The sequence below is a fragment of the Arthrobacter sp. 05T442 genome (genome assembly GCF_056395945.1).
Window position 1 is genome coordinate 101,474 of the sequence record NZ_JBFTKM010000002.1, and the last position, 16,703, is coordinate 118,176.

The 16,703-nt window shown below is 63.4% G+C and carries 12 protein-coding genes and 2 pseudogenes; 9 read left to right on the plus strand and 5 right to left on the minus strand.

The genetic code is table 11. From position 1 onward, the window contains the following. Positions 1-6 precede the first annotated feature (6 nt). Positions 7-1,005 (plus strand): aldo/keto reductase family protein, encoded by a 999-nt coding sequence (locus AC1DES_RS03565; RefSeq protein ID WP_476894305.1) that lies wholly within the window; start codon positions 7-9, stop codon positions 1,003-1,005. Positions 1,006-1,471: 466 nt separating this feature from the next. On the opposite strand, the gene AC1DES_RS03570 is transcribed toward AC1DES_RS03565, so the two are convergent. The 4 genes from AC1DES_RS03570 to AC1DES_RS03585 all read right to left on the minus strand — a co-directional run bounded on the left by AC1DES_RS03570 (position 1,472) and on the right by AC1DES_RS03585 (position 5,576). Next, positions 1,472-2,422: a carbohydrate kinase family protein gene (locus tag AC1DES_RS03570; RefSeq protein WP_476894306.1), complete on the minus strand. Its 951-nt coding sequence runs from the start codon at positions 2,420-2,422 to the stop codon at positions 1,472-1,474. A 104-nt stretch (positions 2,423-2,526) separates the two neighbouring features. Next, positions 2,527-3,321: an ATP-binding cassette domain-containing protein gene (locus AC1DES_RS03575; protein ID WP_136323685.1), complete on the minus strand. Its 795-nt coding sequence runs from the start codon at positions 3,319-3,321 to the stop codon at positions 2,527-2,529. Beyond that, positions 3,318-4,364 (minus strand): ABC transporter permease, encoded by a 1,047-nt coding sequence (locus AC1DES_RS03580; protein WP_476894307.1) that lies wholly within the window; start codon positions 4,362-4,364, stop codon positions 3,318-3,320. Before AC1DES_RS03580 ends, AC1DES_RS03575 begins: the two co-directional genes overlap by 4 nt. A gap of 93 nt (positions 4,365-4,457) precedes the next feature. Continuing rightward, complete coding sequence (locus tag AC1DES_RS03585) at positions 4,458-5,576, minus strand: substrate-binding domain-containing protein (protein WP_476894308.1); 1,119 nt, start codon at positions 5,574-5,576, stop codon at positions 4,458-4,460. Between the two features lie 165 nt (positions 5,577-5,741). Here AC1DES_RS03585 and AC1DES_RS03590 point away from each other — a divergent pair, with 165 nt between their 5' ends. From AC1DES_RS03590 to ppsA, 8 genes and pseudogenes are all read left to right on the plus strand, one after another. Beyond that, positions 5,742-6,740: a LacI family DNA-binding transcriptional regulator gene (locus AC1DES_RS03590; RefSeq protein WP_476894496.1), complete on the plus strand. Its 999-nt coding sequence runs from the start codon at positions 5,742-5,744 to the stop codon at positions 6,738-6,740. Between the two features lie 54 nt (positions 6,741-6,794). Next, the gene (locus AC1DES_RS03595) at positions 6,795-7,088 is read left to right on the plus strand and encodes a putative quinol monooxygenase (RefSeq protein ID WP_476894497.1); all 294 of its coding nucleotides are present in this window, start codon (positions 6,795-6,797) and stop codon (positions 7,086-7,088) included. Positions 7,089-7,443: 355 nt separating this feature from the next. Continuing rightward, positions 7,444-9,993 carry a GH32 C-terminal domain-containing protein gene (locus tag AC1DES_RS03600; RefSeq protein ID WP_476894498.1) on the plus strand — a complete coding sequence of 850 codons (2,550 nt, stop codon included), beginning with the start codon at positions 7,444-7,446 and terminating at the stop codon, positions 9,991-9,993. A gap of 117 nt (positions 9,994-10,110) precedes the next feature. After that, positions 10,111-10,846: pseudogene (locus tag AC1DES_RS03605) on the plus strand (IS30 family transposase); the annotation flags it as partial. Beyond that, a pseudogene (locus AC1DES_RS03610) lies at positions 10,835-11,480 on the plus strand (PfkB family carbohydrate kinase); the annotation flags it as partial. The pseudogenes AC1DES_RS03605 and AC1DES_RS03610, both read left to right, overlap by 12 nt. A 500-nt stretch (positions 11,481-11,980) precedes the next feature. Next, positions 11,981-12,397 (plus strand): GNAT family N-acetyltransferase, encoded by a 417-nt coding sequence (locus AC1DES_RS03615; protein WP_476894309.1) that lies wholly within the window; start codon positions 11,981-11,983, stop codon positions 12,395-12,397. Positions 12,398-12,424: 27 nt separating this feature from the next. Further along, positions 12,425-13,243 (plus strand): pyruvate, water dikinase regulatory protein, encoded by an 819-nt coding sequence (locus AC1DES_RS03620; RefSeq protein ID WP_476894310.1) that lies wholly within the window; start codon positions 12,425-12,427, stop codon positions 13,241-13,243. A 151-nt stretch (positions 13,244-13,394) separates the two neighbouring features. Next, positions 13,395-15,797, plus strand: a complete 2,403-nt coding sequence (gene ppsA / locus AC1DES_RS03625; protein WP_476894311.1) for a phosphoenolpyruvate synthase — start codon at positions 13,395-13,397, stop codon at positions 15,795-15,797. Positions 15,798-15,886: 89 nt separating this feature from the next. Here the strand turns inward: ppsA and AC1DES_RS03630 are convergent, their stop codons facing one another. Further along, positions 15,887-16,684 (minus strand): IclR family transcriptional regulator, encoded by a 798-nt coding sequence (locus AC1DES_RS03630; protein ID WP_476894312.1) that lies wholly within the window; start codon positions 16,682-16,684, stop codon positions 15,887-15,889. Between the last annotated feature and the right edge of the window lie 19 nt (positions 16,685-16,703).

A 16,703-nucleotide genomic window follows, 5' to 3' on the forward strand; every position in this document is an offset into this window, starting at 1 on the left:
ACGAGCATGGAATACCGCAAACTTGGTTCATCCGGAATGTACATCAGCGAGCTGGTCTACGGGAACTGGGTCACCCACGGCGAGCAAATCGACCAGGACGAGGCCACGGCCTGCGTCCGGCAGGCCCTGGATCTGGGCATTACCACCTTCGACACCGCCGACGCCTACGCTGGCACCCGCGCAGAACACACGCTCGGTGAAGCTCTCGCCGGTGTGCGGCGCGAAAGCGTCGAGATCTTCACCAAGGTCTACTTCCCCACCGGCGAGGGTCGGAATGACCGCGGGCTGTCCCGCAAGCACATCATGGAATCGATCAACGGCTCGCTGAAGCGGTTGCAGACCGACTACGTGGACCTCTACCAGGCCCACCGCTACGACTACGACACGCCGCTGGAAGAGACCATGCAGGCCTTCGCCGACGTCGTCCGGCAGGGAAAAGCCCTGTATATCGGCGTCTCCGAATGGACCGTGGACGAAATCCGCGCCGGCGTCGCACTCGCCCGGGAACTTGGCATCCACGTCGTCTCCAACCAGCCCCAGTACTCCATGCTCTGGCGGGTCATCGAAAAAGAAGTCGTCCCCACCTGCGAGGAGCTGGGCCTGGGACAGATTTGCTGGTCACCCATGGCACAGGGCGTCCTGACCGGAAAATACGTCCCCGGCCAAGCTGCGCCGGCAGCATCCCGTTTCACAGGCGAGAACGGCAAGCTCAAGTCAGACAACCGCTACCTGACCGAGGACATCCTCACCCGCGTCCAGCAGCTCAGACCGCTGGCCGCGGACGCAGGCCTGTCCATGCCGGCACTCGCAGTCGCCTGGGTACTGCAAAACCCCAACGTCTCGGCCGCCATCGTCGGCGCCTCCCGCCCGGAACAGCTCAAAGACACCGCCACCGCAGCCGGAGTGAAACTGGACCCCGTACTGCTGGCACAGGTCGACGACATCCTGGACCCGGTCGCTGAGCATGACCCCGCGAAAGTGGAGTCCTTCAAATCTCGCCCATGAAACGACAAACGGATCTCCGCAGGAAAGCCATAGGCCCGTCTGACGGCAATAACGGCGTCTGGCGGCCTGGGATGTCTGAGCGAGTGTGTGAACAAGGGCGCACCCGGATTGGCCTGGCACCGGGCGGGTGGGACTGATCATGAGCAAAAGCCGACTACGCGACGGCTCCAAGTCCGTGCTGACGGAGATCAGGCCAGCGGTGATCGACGTGCTACCACACACGGACCGAGAGGGGCCGATATCCCGCTGTCGAGCGCGGACGAGATCCGGTTCTGGCTGAGCGCGGAGGGGCATTACGTGCGTGAAATCGCAGCGCACGGGGCGCGTGTTCGGCTCCAGACCGTCAGGGGACGCTATTTCGTGGACGCAGATCGTTGGGGGAAGGCCCGCCTGGCAGTACCGCTTGTTGGGCTCGCCGGTGGTCTTCCTCGGCCCGATACACGTCAAGGTAAGGCGTACCCCACTGCTATACGGACACGCCCGGAAGGGCTCCGAGCGCCATGTTGAGTTCTTCCAGGGTGGGGGGGTTCGCTCCCGGGCGCTGTACGGTAATGGCCGCGGCTGCAGCTGCAGTGTGTCCGAGCTGCTCCAGGACAGCTGGGGCGAAGCCTTCGGTTCCTCGGGTGAGAAAGCCCAGGATCAGTGCGGACATGTAGGAGTCCCCCGCGCCGATAGTGTCGGAAACTGTGGATTTCACGGCAGGAATGCTGATCTTAACGGCGGAGGTGGTGAATTGTGAGCCGTCGGCGCCCAGGGTGGTGACGGTAAGTTCGGCACCCAAACCGAGGATGTGGGCTGCAGTTTCGTCCAGGCTCTTGTGAGGGTACAGCCACCGGGCGTCCTCGTCGCTGAGTTTAACGACGTCGGTTAAGGGCACGAGCTCTTCGAACGTGGCTTTCGCTTCTGCGTGGCTGCCGAGCAGGGCGGGCCTGATATTCGGGTCATACGTGATCATGCAGTCTTTGTGCGCCTGCTCGAGCAGCGATTTCACGGCGCCTGCACCGGGACTAAGGAACGTGGCGATGGACCCGGTGTGCAGTATTTTTGGGAAGTAGGTGGGGGCTGTCGGGGCAAGGTCCCAGGTGATGTCGAAGTCGTACTTGGCGGAGCCGTCGGGTTCAAGGGTTGCGGTTGCCGATGCCGTCCGGGCGAGGGATTTTGATCCTGGCAGGAGTGTGACTCCCGCGCTGCGGAGATGGTTTTCGATGGAGGTCCCCCGCGCGTCCTGGGCGATGGCCGTGAGCAGACCGGTGGCTACGCCGAGGCGGCCGAGTCCATAGGCGACATTGGCCGGAGAGCCGCCCGGGTGTTCCACTTTGTCGTGTGACGTGGTGACCACGTCGATCAGCGCTTCGCCTACCACCATAACGTCGAGCATCTGGTGAGCGTCGTGCCGGGCTGTCTTGAGGTAATCCATGGTCTGTCTCTCGTGGAAGCTGGTGGCGGGGCCTGTCCGAGCCACGTCAGTCCGCGGACCGATAAACGGGGTCCGCGGACTGATTAGTGGCAGGCGGCAGCTGTTCAGGCGGTGGCTGCACCGGTCATGATCGCAACTGCGTCGGTCATGGTGTGTGATTGCGGGGTGATCGTGGCGGCGCACTTGCCCAGGCGCTGGATGTGGATGCGGTCCGCGACGTCGAACACATGGGGCATGTTGTGGCTGATCAGGATGACCGGCAGGCCGCGGTCCCGGAGGTCCCGGACTAACTGCAGGACCTGGTTCGATTCCCGAACCCCGAGCGCCGCCGTCGGCTCATCCAGCACTACCACCTTTGAACCGAACGCTGCGGCGCGGGCGACGGCGACGGCCTGGCGCTGGCCGCCGGAGAGGTTCTCGACCGGCACTGTGACGTCCTGGAGGGTGGAGATGCCCAGACGGGTCAGCTCTTCCTTTGCCTTCCGGCGCATGCCTTTGGTGTCGAGCATCCGGAACAGGCTCCCCAAGGGGCCGGGGAGTCGCTCTTCACGGCCGAGGAACAGGTTCGAGGCAACATCGAGTGCCGGTGAGACGGCGAGGTTCTGGTAGACCGTTTCGATGCCGTGGACCCGGGCGTCCTGCGGCCGCTTGAAGTGCACCTGCTTCCCCGATACGTAGAGTTCTCCAGTGTCCGGTATTTCGGCGCCGGTAAGGCACTTGATCAGCGTGGACTTGCCGGCACCGTTATCGCCGATGACGGCCAGCACTTCGCCCGGGTAGAGGTCCAGGCTGACGCCATCGAGGCCGACGACGCGGCCGAAGGTCTTGACGAGGTTCCTGGCCTTGAGGATGGGCTCGCGGGTGGCGGTATGGGAGGCTGCAGATTCTGTCATGGTCATGACTTGACCTTTCGGATCCACTGGTCGATAGACACAGCAACAATGATCAGGATGCCTACGGCGAGGGTCTGGTACAGGACGTCCAGGCCGGCGAGGGAGAGGCCGTTTCGGAAAACTCCGACGATCAGCGCTCCGAGCAGTGAACCCCAGATGGAGCCGCGGCCGCCGAAGAGGCTGGTTCCGCCGATCACGACGGCGGTGATGGAGTCCAGGTTCAGATCCACCCCGGCGTTTGGGCTGGCGGCGTTGGTGCGCCCGATCTGGATCCAGGCGCCGGCGGCAAGAACTGCTCCTGCGGCAAGGTAGACGCTCATGAGGACGCGGCTGACGGGAATGCCGGCGAGACGGGCCGCCTCCTTGTCATCGCCCACGGCGTAGACGTGCCGTCCCCAGGCCGTCTTGCCCAGGATGAAGGCGACAACGGCGTAGAGCAGGAGCATCATGACGACGCCTGTGGAGATGCGGACGGGCCCGATCGGGAACGTGCTTCCCAGCCAGGTGAGGACACCTGGCATCGCGGATCCGCGGACCGTGCTGCCGCCTGAGTAGAGCAGCGTTAGGGCGACGAAAATGTTTAGCGTTCCGAGGGTGACGATGAACGGTGGAAGCCGGAATCTTGTGACCAGGAAGCCGTTGAGCGCGCCGGCGGCGAGACCGACAGCGAGACCTGCAACGAGTGCCAGCGGCCCGGGAATACCGTTGCTGACCGCGAGCTGGGCGATCACCATCGAGGACAGGATCATGACCGCGCCGACGGAGAGGTCGATGCCGGCGGTCAGGATGATGAGGGTCTGCGCGATGGCCAGGGTGCCCACCACCGCTACCTGCTGCGTGATCAGGGACAGGTTCTCTACCCGCAGGAAGCGGTCATTGAGGAGACCGAAGACCACCACTGCGATCAGCAGGACAATGGCGGGGCTGAGGGCCGGGTAGCGGTGGAGAATGTTGCGGATTCTGCTGAGAGGTGTCTGGCGGTCGAGGAATTCCTCGGCCAAATCAGCATGCCCGGTGCTCGGCGGGCCGGCGGTCTGTTGCTGGGTCACTTGAATTACTCCTGAACTTCCATGTTCGGTAACTGTTGTCGTGCTGCGAGCTGCGGGGAGACGCCTTGGCACGTTCCCCCGCAAAGAGAGGGGTTACTTGCCCCAGCAGATCTGGGAAGCGGCCGTGGTGTCGATGCTATCCAGCCCGGAAACTGCCTTGTCAGTGACCAGTGCGGAGCCGGTGTTGAAGAAGTCCAGGCCCGCTGAGACCGAGGGCTTCTTGCCTGACGTGGCCAGGTCGTGGATGGCCTGGACGCCCAGCTGGGCCATCTTGACGGGGTACTGCTGGGCGGTGGCGCCGATGATTCCGGACTTGACGTTGTTCACGCCGGTGCAGCCTCCGTCGATGGAGACGACCAGCACGCCCTTTTCTTTGCCCGCAGCCTTCAGCGCCTCGTAGGCGCCCGCAGCGGCCGGTTCGTTGATGGTGTAGACGACGTTGATGTTGGGGTTCTTCGACAGCAGGGTTTCCATCGCGGTCCGGCCGCCGTCCTCGGCGCCCTGGGAGGCCTGGCTGCCGACGATCTCGTAGTCCCCGCCCTTACCGCCCGTGTACTTGCCGGTCTTGGCCTCGTCACCGTTCTTCGTCTTGTCGGCGGTGTCGATGCCCATTCCGGTCAGGAATCCCTGATCGCGGTTGTAGTCAACCGAAACGACCTTGTCGCTGAACAGATCGACCAAGGCAATAGTGGCCTTCTTGCCATCCAGCTGCGCCGCGGTCCACTGCCCGATCTGTTTGCCGGCCGCGAAGTTGTCGGTCGCGAAGGTGATGTCCACTGCGCTGGCCGGGTCCGGCGGGGTGTCTAGAGCGATCACGTACAAGCCTGCGTCGCGGGCCTTCTTGATCGCGTCGACAACGGCGGGCCCGTTCGGGGTGATGAGGATGCCCTTGTCGCCCTTGGAGATGGCATTCTCGATCGCCTGGATCTGGGTGTCTTCGTCGCCGTCGGACTTGCCGGCTGCCAGCTTCAGATCAATATTGCCCCCCTCGGCTGCTTTTTTCGCGCCGTCTTCCATTGCTACGAAGTACGGGTTGGACGTGGTCTTTACGATCAGCGATACGCCGATCTTTGCGTCAGCGGTGCCTCCGCTGGCAGACGTCCCGGTGGAACTTCCGCCACAGGCAGTAAGACTGAGCGCTCCCAAAGTCAGGACTGCTGCTGCAGACAAGAGGCGGGTGGTTGTTGAACGAGGCGCTGTGGAACTCAACATTGAATCTCCTGATGTTTGAGGCCCTCACTGGCCTCGACAACGATGTCATGTACGATGTAACCAGCATCACACTTGAGAGTCAATAGACGCAGCTTAGAAGGAGCGATTTTCTTGACAACGATGTCCGATCGTAGCCAGCCGGCCCTTTCCGCCAGTCGTCCGACGATGCGCCACGTGGCTGCCCTTGCCGGCGTCGGAATCAAGACCGTCTCCCGGGTGATCAATGACGAACCCGGCGTGTCGGAAGCCACCCGGGAAAAGGTGCTCAGCGCTTCCCGGCAACTCAACTACCAGCTGGACATGGCGGCCGGCAGCCTGCGCCGCGCGGGCAGGAGAACGCTCTCCGTCGGACTCCTGCTGCCAAGTGTCTCCAACCCCTTCAGCAGCGAGATCAACCGGGCAATTGAAGATGCGCTGGGGACCAGAGGGATAGCCGTTTTTGCCGCGAGTCTCGATGATGACCCCCGGCGGGAGCAGGCAATTGTTACAGCGTTTCTTGGCCGGCGCGTCGACGGGCTCATCCTCACACCAATCGCCCGAAGCCAGGCGTACGTAATCCCGGAGCATTCCCGTGATCTGCCCCTGGTCTTCATCGACCGTGAGCCGGTAGGAATGGAAGCAGATGCTGTCGTAACCGACAACGCCGCCGGCGCCGCCAAGGCGGCCGCACACCTGATCAGCCACGGCCACACCAGGCTCGCCTATCTGGGGGACCGCACAGACATCCAGACCGCGCGCGAACGCCGGCGGGGGTTCATGGAGGAGATCGGCCGGCACGGAATTCCCACCTCGACGGTTCCCGTCCGTGAAAACCTTCACGACGAGGAATCGGCGAGGCTGGCCACGCTGGAACTTCTCACTGCCGGGGAACCACCCACGGCGATATTCTCCAGCCAGAACCTCATCACGTTCGGCGCCATGCGTGCTCTCAGAGAACTCGGGCTAAGCAAACACGTGGCCTTGATCGGGTTCGATGACTTCACCCTTGCCGACATGATGGATCCCGGCGTGACGGTCATCGCCCAGCACCCCGAGCGAATCGGGAAGCTGGCAGCGGAACGGCTGCTGGCCAGGATTGATGGCGACCCGGAGCCTGCGCATACCTATGTTGTCCCGTCCGAGCTGATACAAAGAGGCACCGGAGAGCTACGCCCTCCGGCCTGACGCCGGGGAACTTTCCGAACAGCCGCCAAACACCCTGACCTGAAAGGGATCATGATGACCAAAACCCTGTACGCCGAGTTCACCGTCAAACCGGGCAGCGAAGCCCGTGTCGCGGAAATGATGCTCGAATTGACCCGGCACGTCCGTCAAGAAGAGGGCAACCAGCTCTTCCTTCCTTATACGCGGGAAGAAAATCCCCGGGAGTACTTTGTCTTCGAGGTCTACCGTGACGAAGCCGCATTCCAGGAACACATCCGCGCCGACTACGGCGCCAGATTCAATGAGGAACTGGCCCGCCACATCGAAGGCGATGGCTCGGAGCTAACCTGGCTCCTACCGGTGGAATAGCCGGCGGCCACGACCCCCGGCACCCTTCCATATGACGGCGTCCGGGTCCCCTGAAGGGAGTGGATGGACCCCACGTACCGAAAAGCACCCTTCCAATCCGTCCGTTGGAGGGGAATGCCGGATGCCCCGCCTATGCGTAACCCTGCCTAAGTAGAGGGACTGCGCTCTCATACATAGGCCGGTCAGAATCGTTGACTTGTCTGCTGTACATAACTTACTGTCCATCGCACTGACAACGTTGTCTATCGCAGGCACGCGCAACGAAGGGCGAAACAAGCAGATGATAAGAACGACCACCCGCAGGACGCATGCCGTTTCTGCACTAAAACTCGCAGGACTGACGCTGGTCGCGGCCATGGCGGGTTCCCTCTCGGCGTCGGCCGCGACAGGGCTCGGTGATGAACCCTACCGCCCGGCCATTCACTACACGCCCGCAAAAAACTGGATGAACGACCCGAACGGCCTTGTTTTTTACAAGGGTGTCTATCACATGTACTACCAGCACAATCCCTCCGGTAACACCTGGGGGAACATGTCCTGGGGCCACGCCACGTCCACGGACCTTGTCCACTGGAAGGAGCAACCCCTGGCCATCTCGGCCGATGCTCAGCAGGATATCTTCTCTGGCAGCGTCGTTGTGGACAAGGACAATACGTCCGGCTTCGGCACAAAAAAGAACCCCCCGATGATCGCTGTCTTCACCAGCGCCTACAAGGACGCCTCCCCGAACCACGGTCTCCAGGCTCAGTCTCTGGCCTACAGCCTCGATGACGGCCAGACCTGGACCAAATACTCCGGCAATCCGGTGCTGAACCGGAACTCCGCCAATTTTCGGGACCCGAAGGTCTTCTGGTACGACAAGCCAGGGGGCGGCGGCTACTGGGTAATGACGGCGGTCGAAGCCCAGGACCACAAGGTCGTACTATACAAATCCGCCAACCTTAAGGACTGGACGGCCCTGAGCGAATTCGGGCCCGCCAACGCCACCGGCGGCCAATGGGAATGCCCCGACATGTTCCCCCTGGCCGTGGACGGCGACAAGAACAACATCAAGTGGGTCATGGTCGTCAACGTCAACCCCGGCGGCGTGGCTGGCGGCTCCGCCGGCCAGTACTTCGTGGGCAACTTCGACGGCACCACCTTCACCTCCGAGACGACCAAACCCGTGGATACCCTTCCTCCCGGCAAGGTTCTGGCCGGATTCAACGACGGAAGCTACAACGGCTGGACCGTGAACAACGAGCCGGGCAACTGGAAGAACGGGCCCTTCGGTAATGCCCCCGCCTCCGGTGCAATTGCCGGCCAGAGCCCGGTGTCCGGCTTCGGCGCCCCAGGCCTCATCAATTCATTCAATGACGGTGACTGGCCGCTTGGGTCCATGCAGTCACCAACCTTTACGGTGTCCGACGATTATTTGAACTTCCTCGTGGGTGGCGGCAAGCACCCTCGAGTCTCCGACAAGCTGGACAACACACCACCCGAGGGGGAGCTTAAATTCAACGGCTTCGAGGTTCCCGCAGGTACCACACTGGCCGACTCAGGCTGGACCGGAACCGGCGATCTGACACCCAACTTCCAGCCCGCTAGTAGTGGCGGGGACTTTTTCATCGGGACCAAGCGGATCAACACTTTCGAGACGGGAACCACACCCGGCGATGACCGGCAGGGCACCCTGACATCACCGGAATTCCCCCTCACCAAGAATTTCATGAGCATGCTTGTCGGCGGCGGCAACCGCTCTGCGGACTCTGGACAGATCCTGGCTGTCCAGTTGCTCATCAACGGAAAGGTGGTCCGTTCCCTGGCAGGAGATAATTCCGGAGTCATGAACTGGAAGGGCTGGGACGTCTCAGAATTCGCGGGACAGAATGCACAATTGCGGGTCGTTGACCAAGCTACCGGCGGGTGGGGACACCTGACCCTTGACCATGTCATGCTCACCGACACCGCCGCTGTTCCCAGGTCCGATGAAGAGACCGTGAACCTGGTTGTCAACGGAAAGGTGGTCCGCACGGCCACAGGCAACGACAGTGAATCGCTGGACTGGGCATCCTGGAATGTTAAGGAATTCGTTGGCCAACAGGCGCAGATCAAAGTCGTCGACAACAACCGATTCGGCTGGGGGCATATCCTCGCTGACGAATTCATGGCGAGTTCCACAGCAGCGACAAGCCGCCTGCAGTCCTACGACTGGCTGGACTACGGTCGGGACCTCTACGCCAGCGTGTCTTTCGGCAACATGCCCGATAACAAGCGGGTCATGCTGGGCTGGATGAACAACTGGGACTATGCGAACGACATCCCCACCAGCCCGTGGCGCAGCGCCATGGCACTTCCTCGCGAGGTCACCCTGACGCAGACCCCCGACGGCCCCCGGCTGAGCCAAAGCGCTGTGAAGCAAGTCGACAAACTCGACGGAAAAGTCTCCTACAAGGACAACAAGGGCGGCCCGATTTCCGCAGGGGCCCACCAGTTGCCGGCTGCGGCCTCGGGACAGGTCCAGCAGGTGGACATTACTTTCGCCCCCACTACGGCGAAAAAATCCGGCATCACCGTTCTGGGCGACGGAAACTCCTCAACAGTCATCGGTTACGACGCCACGACCGGAAAAATGTTCGTCGACCGTACGAAATCCGGCAACACGGTATTCCACCCGGCATTCGCCTCCGTTGAGAACGCTTCCATTGTCCTGGACAAGAACGGCAACATCACCATGCGGATCTATCTCGACCACTCATCCGTAGAGGTATTCGCTCAGAACGGTCTGCGGACCATCACTGACCAGGTATTCCCCAACGCCGGAGCCGACAAGATGGCCCTCTTCGCAGAAGGCGGGACCGCCCAGCTCAAATCACTCACCGTAACACCCTTGGACAGGGCCATGTTCCTCCCAGAAAAGAAGTAACTCAACGTCTGGTTTGTTCCCTAAGAGTTGCGGCTGAAGGGACTGAGCCCGGTACCGTACCGGGTTCAGTCCCTTCAGCCTTTCTTGGGTTCTTGCGGTGATTGCAACACTTAGCGGATGGGTGTTGCCATGGCGAGGTATTCGATTTACGTAAGACCGGATCTTCTGCAGCTGTTTTGGGCCGGGATGCAGGCCGGTGATTCCATCACTGAGGCTGTTGTGCCGATCAATACGGGCAGGCGGACTGGGCGACGGGTCCTGGCCGAGGCCGGGGGTGTCAGGCCACGCCGGGGCCGGGATTTGAAGGGCAGGTGCCTGACCTTCGCCCAGCGTGAAGTGATCGCGGTGCTGCGCGCCCAGGGACACTCGCTGCGCTGGATCGGGGCCGTGGCCGGCAGATCTGCCTCGACTGTGTCTAGGGAGCTTCGGCGCAATTCGGTGGCCGGGTTGCCTTACCGGGCGACGTCGGCTCACGCTCTGGCGTATGAGCGGGCTTCGCGGCCGAAACCGGCGAAACTGCACACGAACACGGTGTTGCGTGCGAAGGTGGAGGAGGACCTGAAAAAGAAGTACTCGCCGGAGCAGATCGCAGGACGCCTGCGGGTTGAGTTTCCCGATGAGCCGGAGATGCGGCTGTCACCTGAGACCATCTACCAGTCCCTCTACGTTAAGTCCCGCGGAGCACTCAACCGTGATCTGGCCGCGTGTTTACGCACCGGACGTGCACTCAGGCAGCCCTGCAGGAAGGCCGGCCAGCGGAAGAACCTGATCACGGGGATGATCAATATCTCCGAGCGTCCCGCGGAGGTTCAGGACCGTGCGGTGCCAGGGCATTGGGAGGGCGACGCTCGCCACGGACTGGTCCGCCAGCTACGACTTCGACATTTCCTGGGTTCTGGAACCGGTCGCTCCCGCCTATGTCCCGAAGGTCACGCCGGATCGATCGCCACTTTTCTCGAACCGGGCGCGGACGCGGTCAGGGCACTCCTGCAGCAGTGCCGGCACGAATGCATCATCACCTATGACCCCAACATCAGGCCTGCCCTGCTCCGCAGCCATGCCGAGGCAAAGTCCATCTTCGAGGACCTGGTTCAGCTGACCGACGTCGTCAAACTCAGCGATGAGGACGCCCAATGGCTCTACCCCCGGAAGGACTTGGCTGACACCGCCGCGCATATCCTGGGGTTGGGTGCGGGGCTGGCGGCCATTACCAAAGGCTCACGGGGTTCACTGCTCGCCACCGCTGCAACGCAGCTGTTCATCCCTTCAATAGAATCCGGGGTCGCTGACACGATCGGCGCCGGCGACTCGTATATGTCAGCCCTCATCTTGGGACTCCTCACCCGCGGGACCGATGGCCTCGCGCCCGCTGTCCTGGAACAGCGGGTACGCACAGCACCATGGCCGCCGCCATCACCGTGCGGCGCCCGGGCGCAAATCCACCGACCCTACAGGAACTCCGGACCCATCTGCAGCCAGCATCCTAATACGGGTCCCAAGACCATCCTTCCGACAAGTCAAAATCCACCTGCACTGCTTCCGCGCCGGCAGCCGCCGGCAGCATCTGTCTCCGAAACGCATTACGAGAATGGAATACCGCAAACCTGGTTCCTCCGGCATGCACATCAGCTAACTGGCCTATGGGAACTCGGTCACCCACGGCGGAGTCCTTCAGAACTCGTCCGTGAGATGAAATACGGGCGCTTAGCCCGTCGGCGCCGTTGACCAGCCGCCGTTAACGGGCCACGGACGGCTCCATCACTCGGCTGCGATGGAACCATCCGTGGCGGGACGTTGGCTGCTCGGACATTCAAGCGATGTCGGAGTGCACGTCCCACCGTCAGGCTAAATCCGGGCCGGGCACTTCGCAATGCGCTGGCGTGATTTAACCTTGGGAAAACCTTGGGTCGCGTGCGGACCCGCCCTCCTGGCGTGTCCACCCCGGGGTGGAGGCACCCGGCGCTTCCTGCATGGCACGATTCTTCCCATGTCTTACACAACCATTGACCGTGTGGCGACCGTCACCGAACACCGGGAACTGGCGGGCCACGTCGGCTGGGAGGACTCCTTCCGCTGGGAGGCCATGCCCGGTTCGCTGGCGGGATCCTGCTGCGGCACGGTGGTCCTGGACGAGGGCGGAAACATCGTGGCCATGGGACGCGCCGTCGGGGACGGGGCCTTTTTCTTCTATGTCCAGGACGTCGCCGTGCACCCGCAGCATCGTCGGCGGGGCCTGGGCACGACCATCATGCAGCGGCTCCGTGCCCAAGTGACGGCGCTGGCCGGGGGAACAGCCTTCCTCGGGCTCTTCTCCACCCCTGAGGCGGAACAGTTGTATTTGGGCACGGGTTTCGCCGTTCAGCCGGGCCTGACCGGAATGTGGCGGCTCGTGGGTGGGGAATGAGGCTGCGCGGTGGTGGAGAATGCGTTCATGACCAATGACGCTCCCCGCCCGGTCTACTTCCTCTCGGACAGTACGGGCATCACGGCAGAAACGCTCGGCAACACCTTGCTGACGCAGTTCCCCGAGAACAATTTTGACCGCATCACAATCCCCTTCATCACCACAGCCGAACAGGCGCGCTCCGTCGTCAAGATCATCGACGGCCTCGCCGCCACCGGCCTCCAGCCGATCGTCTTTTCCACTGCGGTCAGCACCGACATCCGGCAGACCCTGGCGACGTGCAAGGGCATCATCGTGGACCTCATCGGGACCCATGTCGGACAGCTGGAGCACGCCCTCGGCACGCCGGCCAGCGGCGAACCCGGACGGGCGCACGGCCTTGGGAACGCGGCGCGCTATCAGTCCCGGATGGCCGCCGTCGAATATGCCATGGAGCACGACGACGGCCAGAGCCTGCGTGCGCTCGAAAAGGCGCAGGTCATCCTGGTGGCGCCGTCCCGCTGCGGCAAAACACCCACCACGATGTACCTGGCGCTGCAGCACGGGATCTTCGCCGCCAACTTCCCTCTGGTGGACGAGGACTTTGAAAAGGAGGGGCTCCCCAAGCCACTGAGGCCCTTCGTTTCGAAGTGTTTCGGCCTCTCCTCCAACCCCCTGCGGCTCAGCCAGATCCGCACCGAACGGCGCCGGGGCTCACCGTATGCCTCGCTGCGGCAGTGCGGCTTCGAGCTGCGCAGCGCCGAGCGTTTGTACGTCTCACATGGGATTCCGTACCTGAATTCAGCCAGCGTCTCCGTGGAGGAGATGGCGGCGACAATCCTGCAACGGATGAACCTCAAGCATTAGGGAAAATTTTCACAAACCCCGTGTGGCGCACGTCATGTGGAAACAGCGCTAAAGACCTGTCACTGTGGACAGGACTTGCGCCCATCAACCGGCAATCGCCGCGAGCGGGGCGGCGCCCCTGCATGCCACCCTCTGCAAAGGAGCAGTAACTATGACGACAGATATCCTGTGGTTCTCAGAACTCGGACTCAAGGACCTGGATCGGGTCGGCGGCAAGAACGCCTCCCTCGGGGAGATGGTGCAGAACCTGACCTCTGCCGGCGTCCAGGTGCCCGACGGTTTCGCCACGACGGCGGACGCGTACCGCCGCTTCCTGGCCGATTCGGGCCTGGACCAGAAGATCGCCGACCGGCTGATCGGCCTGGACACCGACGACGTGACGGCGCTGGCCTCCGCCGGCCAGGAGATCCGGTCCCTGATGCGCGAGACGCCCTTCCTGCCGGACTTCGAGGCGCAGATCCGCGACTCCTACCAGCAGCTGGTCGAGAAGCACGGGAGCTCCGAGGACCTGTCCTGGGCCGTCCGTTCCAGCGCGACGGCGGAAGACCTCCCGGATGCCTCCTTCGCCGGGCAGCAGGAGACCTTCCTGAACGTCCGCGGCATCGAGAACATCCTGCACGCCATCAAGGATGTCTTCGCGTCCCTCTACAACGACCGTGCCATCGCCTACCGCGTGCACCACAAATTCGAGCACGCCGAGGTGGCACTCTCGGCGGGAATCCAGCGCATGGTGCGCTCCGACGTCGGGGCCTCCGGCGTCATGTTCACCATGGACACCGAATCGGGATTCAATGACGCCGTCTTCGTCACCTCCTCCTACGGCCTCGGCGAGGCCGTCGTCCAGGGCGCCGTCAACCCGGACGAGTTCTACGTCTACAAGCCCGCACTGCAGGCCGGCCGTCCCGCCATCCTCAAGCGCGGACTCGGGGAGAAGGCCCTCCAGATGACGTACACCACCAGCCGCGAAATCGGCCGCACCATCGACTTTGTCCCGGTTGAGGCGTCGCTGCGGAACCGCTTCAGCCTCACGGACGACGACGTCGAGCAGCTCGCCCGCCACGCCGTCGCCATCGAGAACCACTACGGGCGCCCCATGGACATCGAATGGGGCAAGGACGGGATCGACGGCGGCCTGTACATCCTGCAGGCGCGCCCGGAGACCGTGCAGTCGCGCCGGGCAACCGGCAGCCTCAGCCGTTTCCGCCTCAACGGGACCGGCCGGGTGCTGGCCGAAGGCCGCGCCATCGGCCAGCGCATCGGGGCCGGCAGCGTCCGCATCCTCACCTCCATCGACCAGATGGCCGCGTTCCAGACCGGCGATGTCCTCGTCGCCGACATGACCGACCCGGACTGGGAACCGATCATGAAGCGCGCCTCCGCCATCGTGACCAACCGCGGCGGACGCACCTGCCACGCGGCCATCATCGCGCGGGAACTGGGGATTCCCGCCGTCGTCGGAACCGGGGACGCCACGGACTCCCTGTCCGACGGAATCGACGTCACCGTCTCCTGCGCCGATGGCGAGACGGGCGTCATTTACGAAGGACTTCTCGACTTCAACGTCGAGGAAACCGAGATTACCCAGTTGCCCGAGGCTCCGGTCAAGGTCATGATGAATGTCGGCACCCCGGAACAGGCGTTCACCTTCGCCCAGCTGCCGAACCACGGCGTGGGCCTGGCGCGGCTGGAGTTCATCATCAACCGCCAGATCGGCATCCACCCCAAGGCCCTGCTGAACCTGGACGAGCAGCCGGCCGACGTGGCCGCGGAAATCCGGGAACGGATCGCCGCGTACGACGGCCCGCGCGACTACTACATCAAACGCCTCGCCGAAGGGGTTGCCACCATCGCCGCGGCTTTCGCACCCGAGCCGGTGATTGTGCGCATGTCCGACTTCAAGTCCAACGAATACGCCAACCTCCTTGGCGGGTCCGCCTACGAGCCGCACGAAGAGAACCCCATGATCGGGTTCCGCGGCGCCTCACGCTACCTGGAACCCTCGTTCCGGGACTGCTTCGACCTCGAGTGCGAGGCGATGTCGTTCGTCCGCAATGAGATGGGCCTGACCAACGTCAAGCTGATGATCCCCTTCGTGCGCACCGTCGACGAAGGCCGCGGGGTCATCGACCTGCTCGCGGAGAACGGACTGCGCCGCGGCGAAAACGGGCTGGAAGTCATCATGATGTGTGAAATCCCGTCAAACGCGCTCCTCGCTGACGAGTTCCTGGACCACTTCGACGGCTTCTCCATCGGCTCCAACGACATGACCCAGCTGACCCTGGGCCTGGACCGGGATTCCGCCATCGTCGCCGGCAGCTTTGACGAGCGCGACCCGGCCGTCAAGAAACTCCTGAGCATGGCCATCAAGGCCTGCAAGGAGCGCGGCAAGTACGTGGGGATCTGCGGCCAGGGGCCGAGCGACCACGCCGACTTCGCCGAGTGGCTGGTCAGCGAAGGCATCGATTCCGTCTCGCTGAACCCGGACACGGTGGTGGACACGTGGCTCCGCCTGGCGGGCGCCGCCCAGGCAGCCGAGGCACTGGCCGCCGATTAAGAACGAGCCGATGACGTCGCGGGGCATGCTTCATGCCTGTCCCGCCACGGACGACTACACCCCGGTCTTCGGACCGGGGTGTTTTCTTGTCAGCCCTGGCCCGGGGCCCGGTATCCCAGGGCGGCGCTGGCTGTTTTGCCCGCTGCAGCGACCATCGGACCGAGCCTCGGGACGTCGTCGCTGCTGACCCGCTGGGTCGGAAAGCCCAGGCCCAGGACCGCGGCGAGCTGGCCGTCATACCTGAACACGGGGGCGCTGATTGACCCGACGTCGCTGTTGCGTTCACCGAAGGCGGCAAAAAACCCCTGCGTGCGGGCCAGCTCGGCCTGCTCGTCCAGCTGCGTCCAGCTGACCGGGGTCGACGGCGTAAACGGGCTGAGCTCCGTCCCGAGCAGGGCCTCCCGGGCGCCGGGATCGAAGGCGAGGAAGATCTTCCCCGGTGCGCCGGCGTGTATCGGCATGACCTGACCGACAAGGAAGGGGCGCATGACGACGTGGAGGGTCTCCGCCACGGCCACCACCGTACGGTACGCGCCGTCGCGCATGTACAGGCAGGCTGATTCCCCGGTCGCGTCCCGGAGCTCCTGAAGGACCGGCCGCACCAGCCGCACCACATCCAGGCCCAGTGTGCCGGGGGCGGCCCATTGGACCATCCGCAACCCGATCCTGTAGCGGTCCCCGTCACGGTCCAGGAACCCTTCGCGGACCATGTTCTGAACCAGCCGCTGGCACGTGCTGGCGGGCAATCCGGTGGTGCGGGCGATCTGCTGAAGCGTCGGCTCAGGAGACTCGATGGAGAAGCAGTTGAGAATTTCGCTGACCTTGCGCAGCACAAGGATCGGAGTTGTCCCGGCGCCCTGTTCTTTCGCCACCGTTTCGTTCGCCACTGTTTCTTTCGCCACCGGG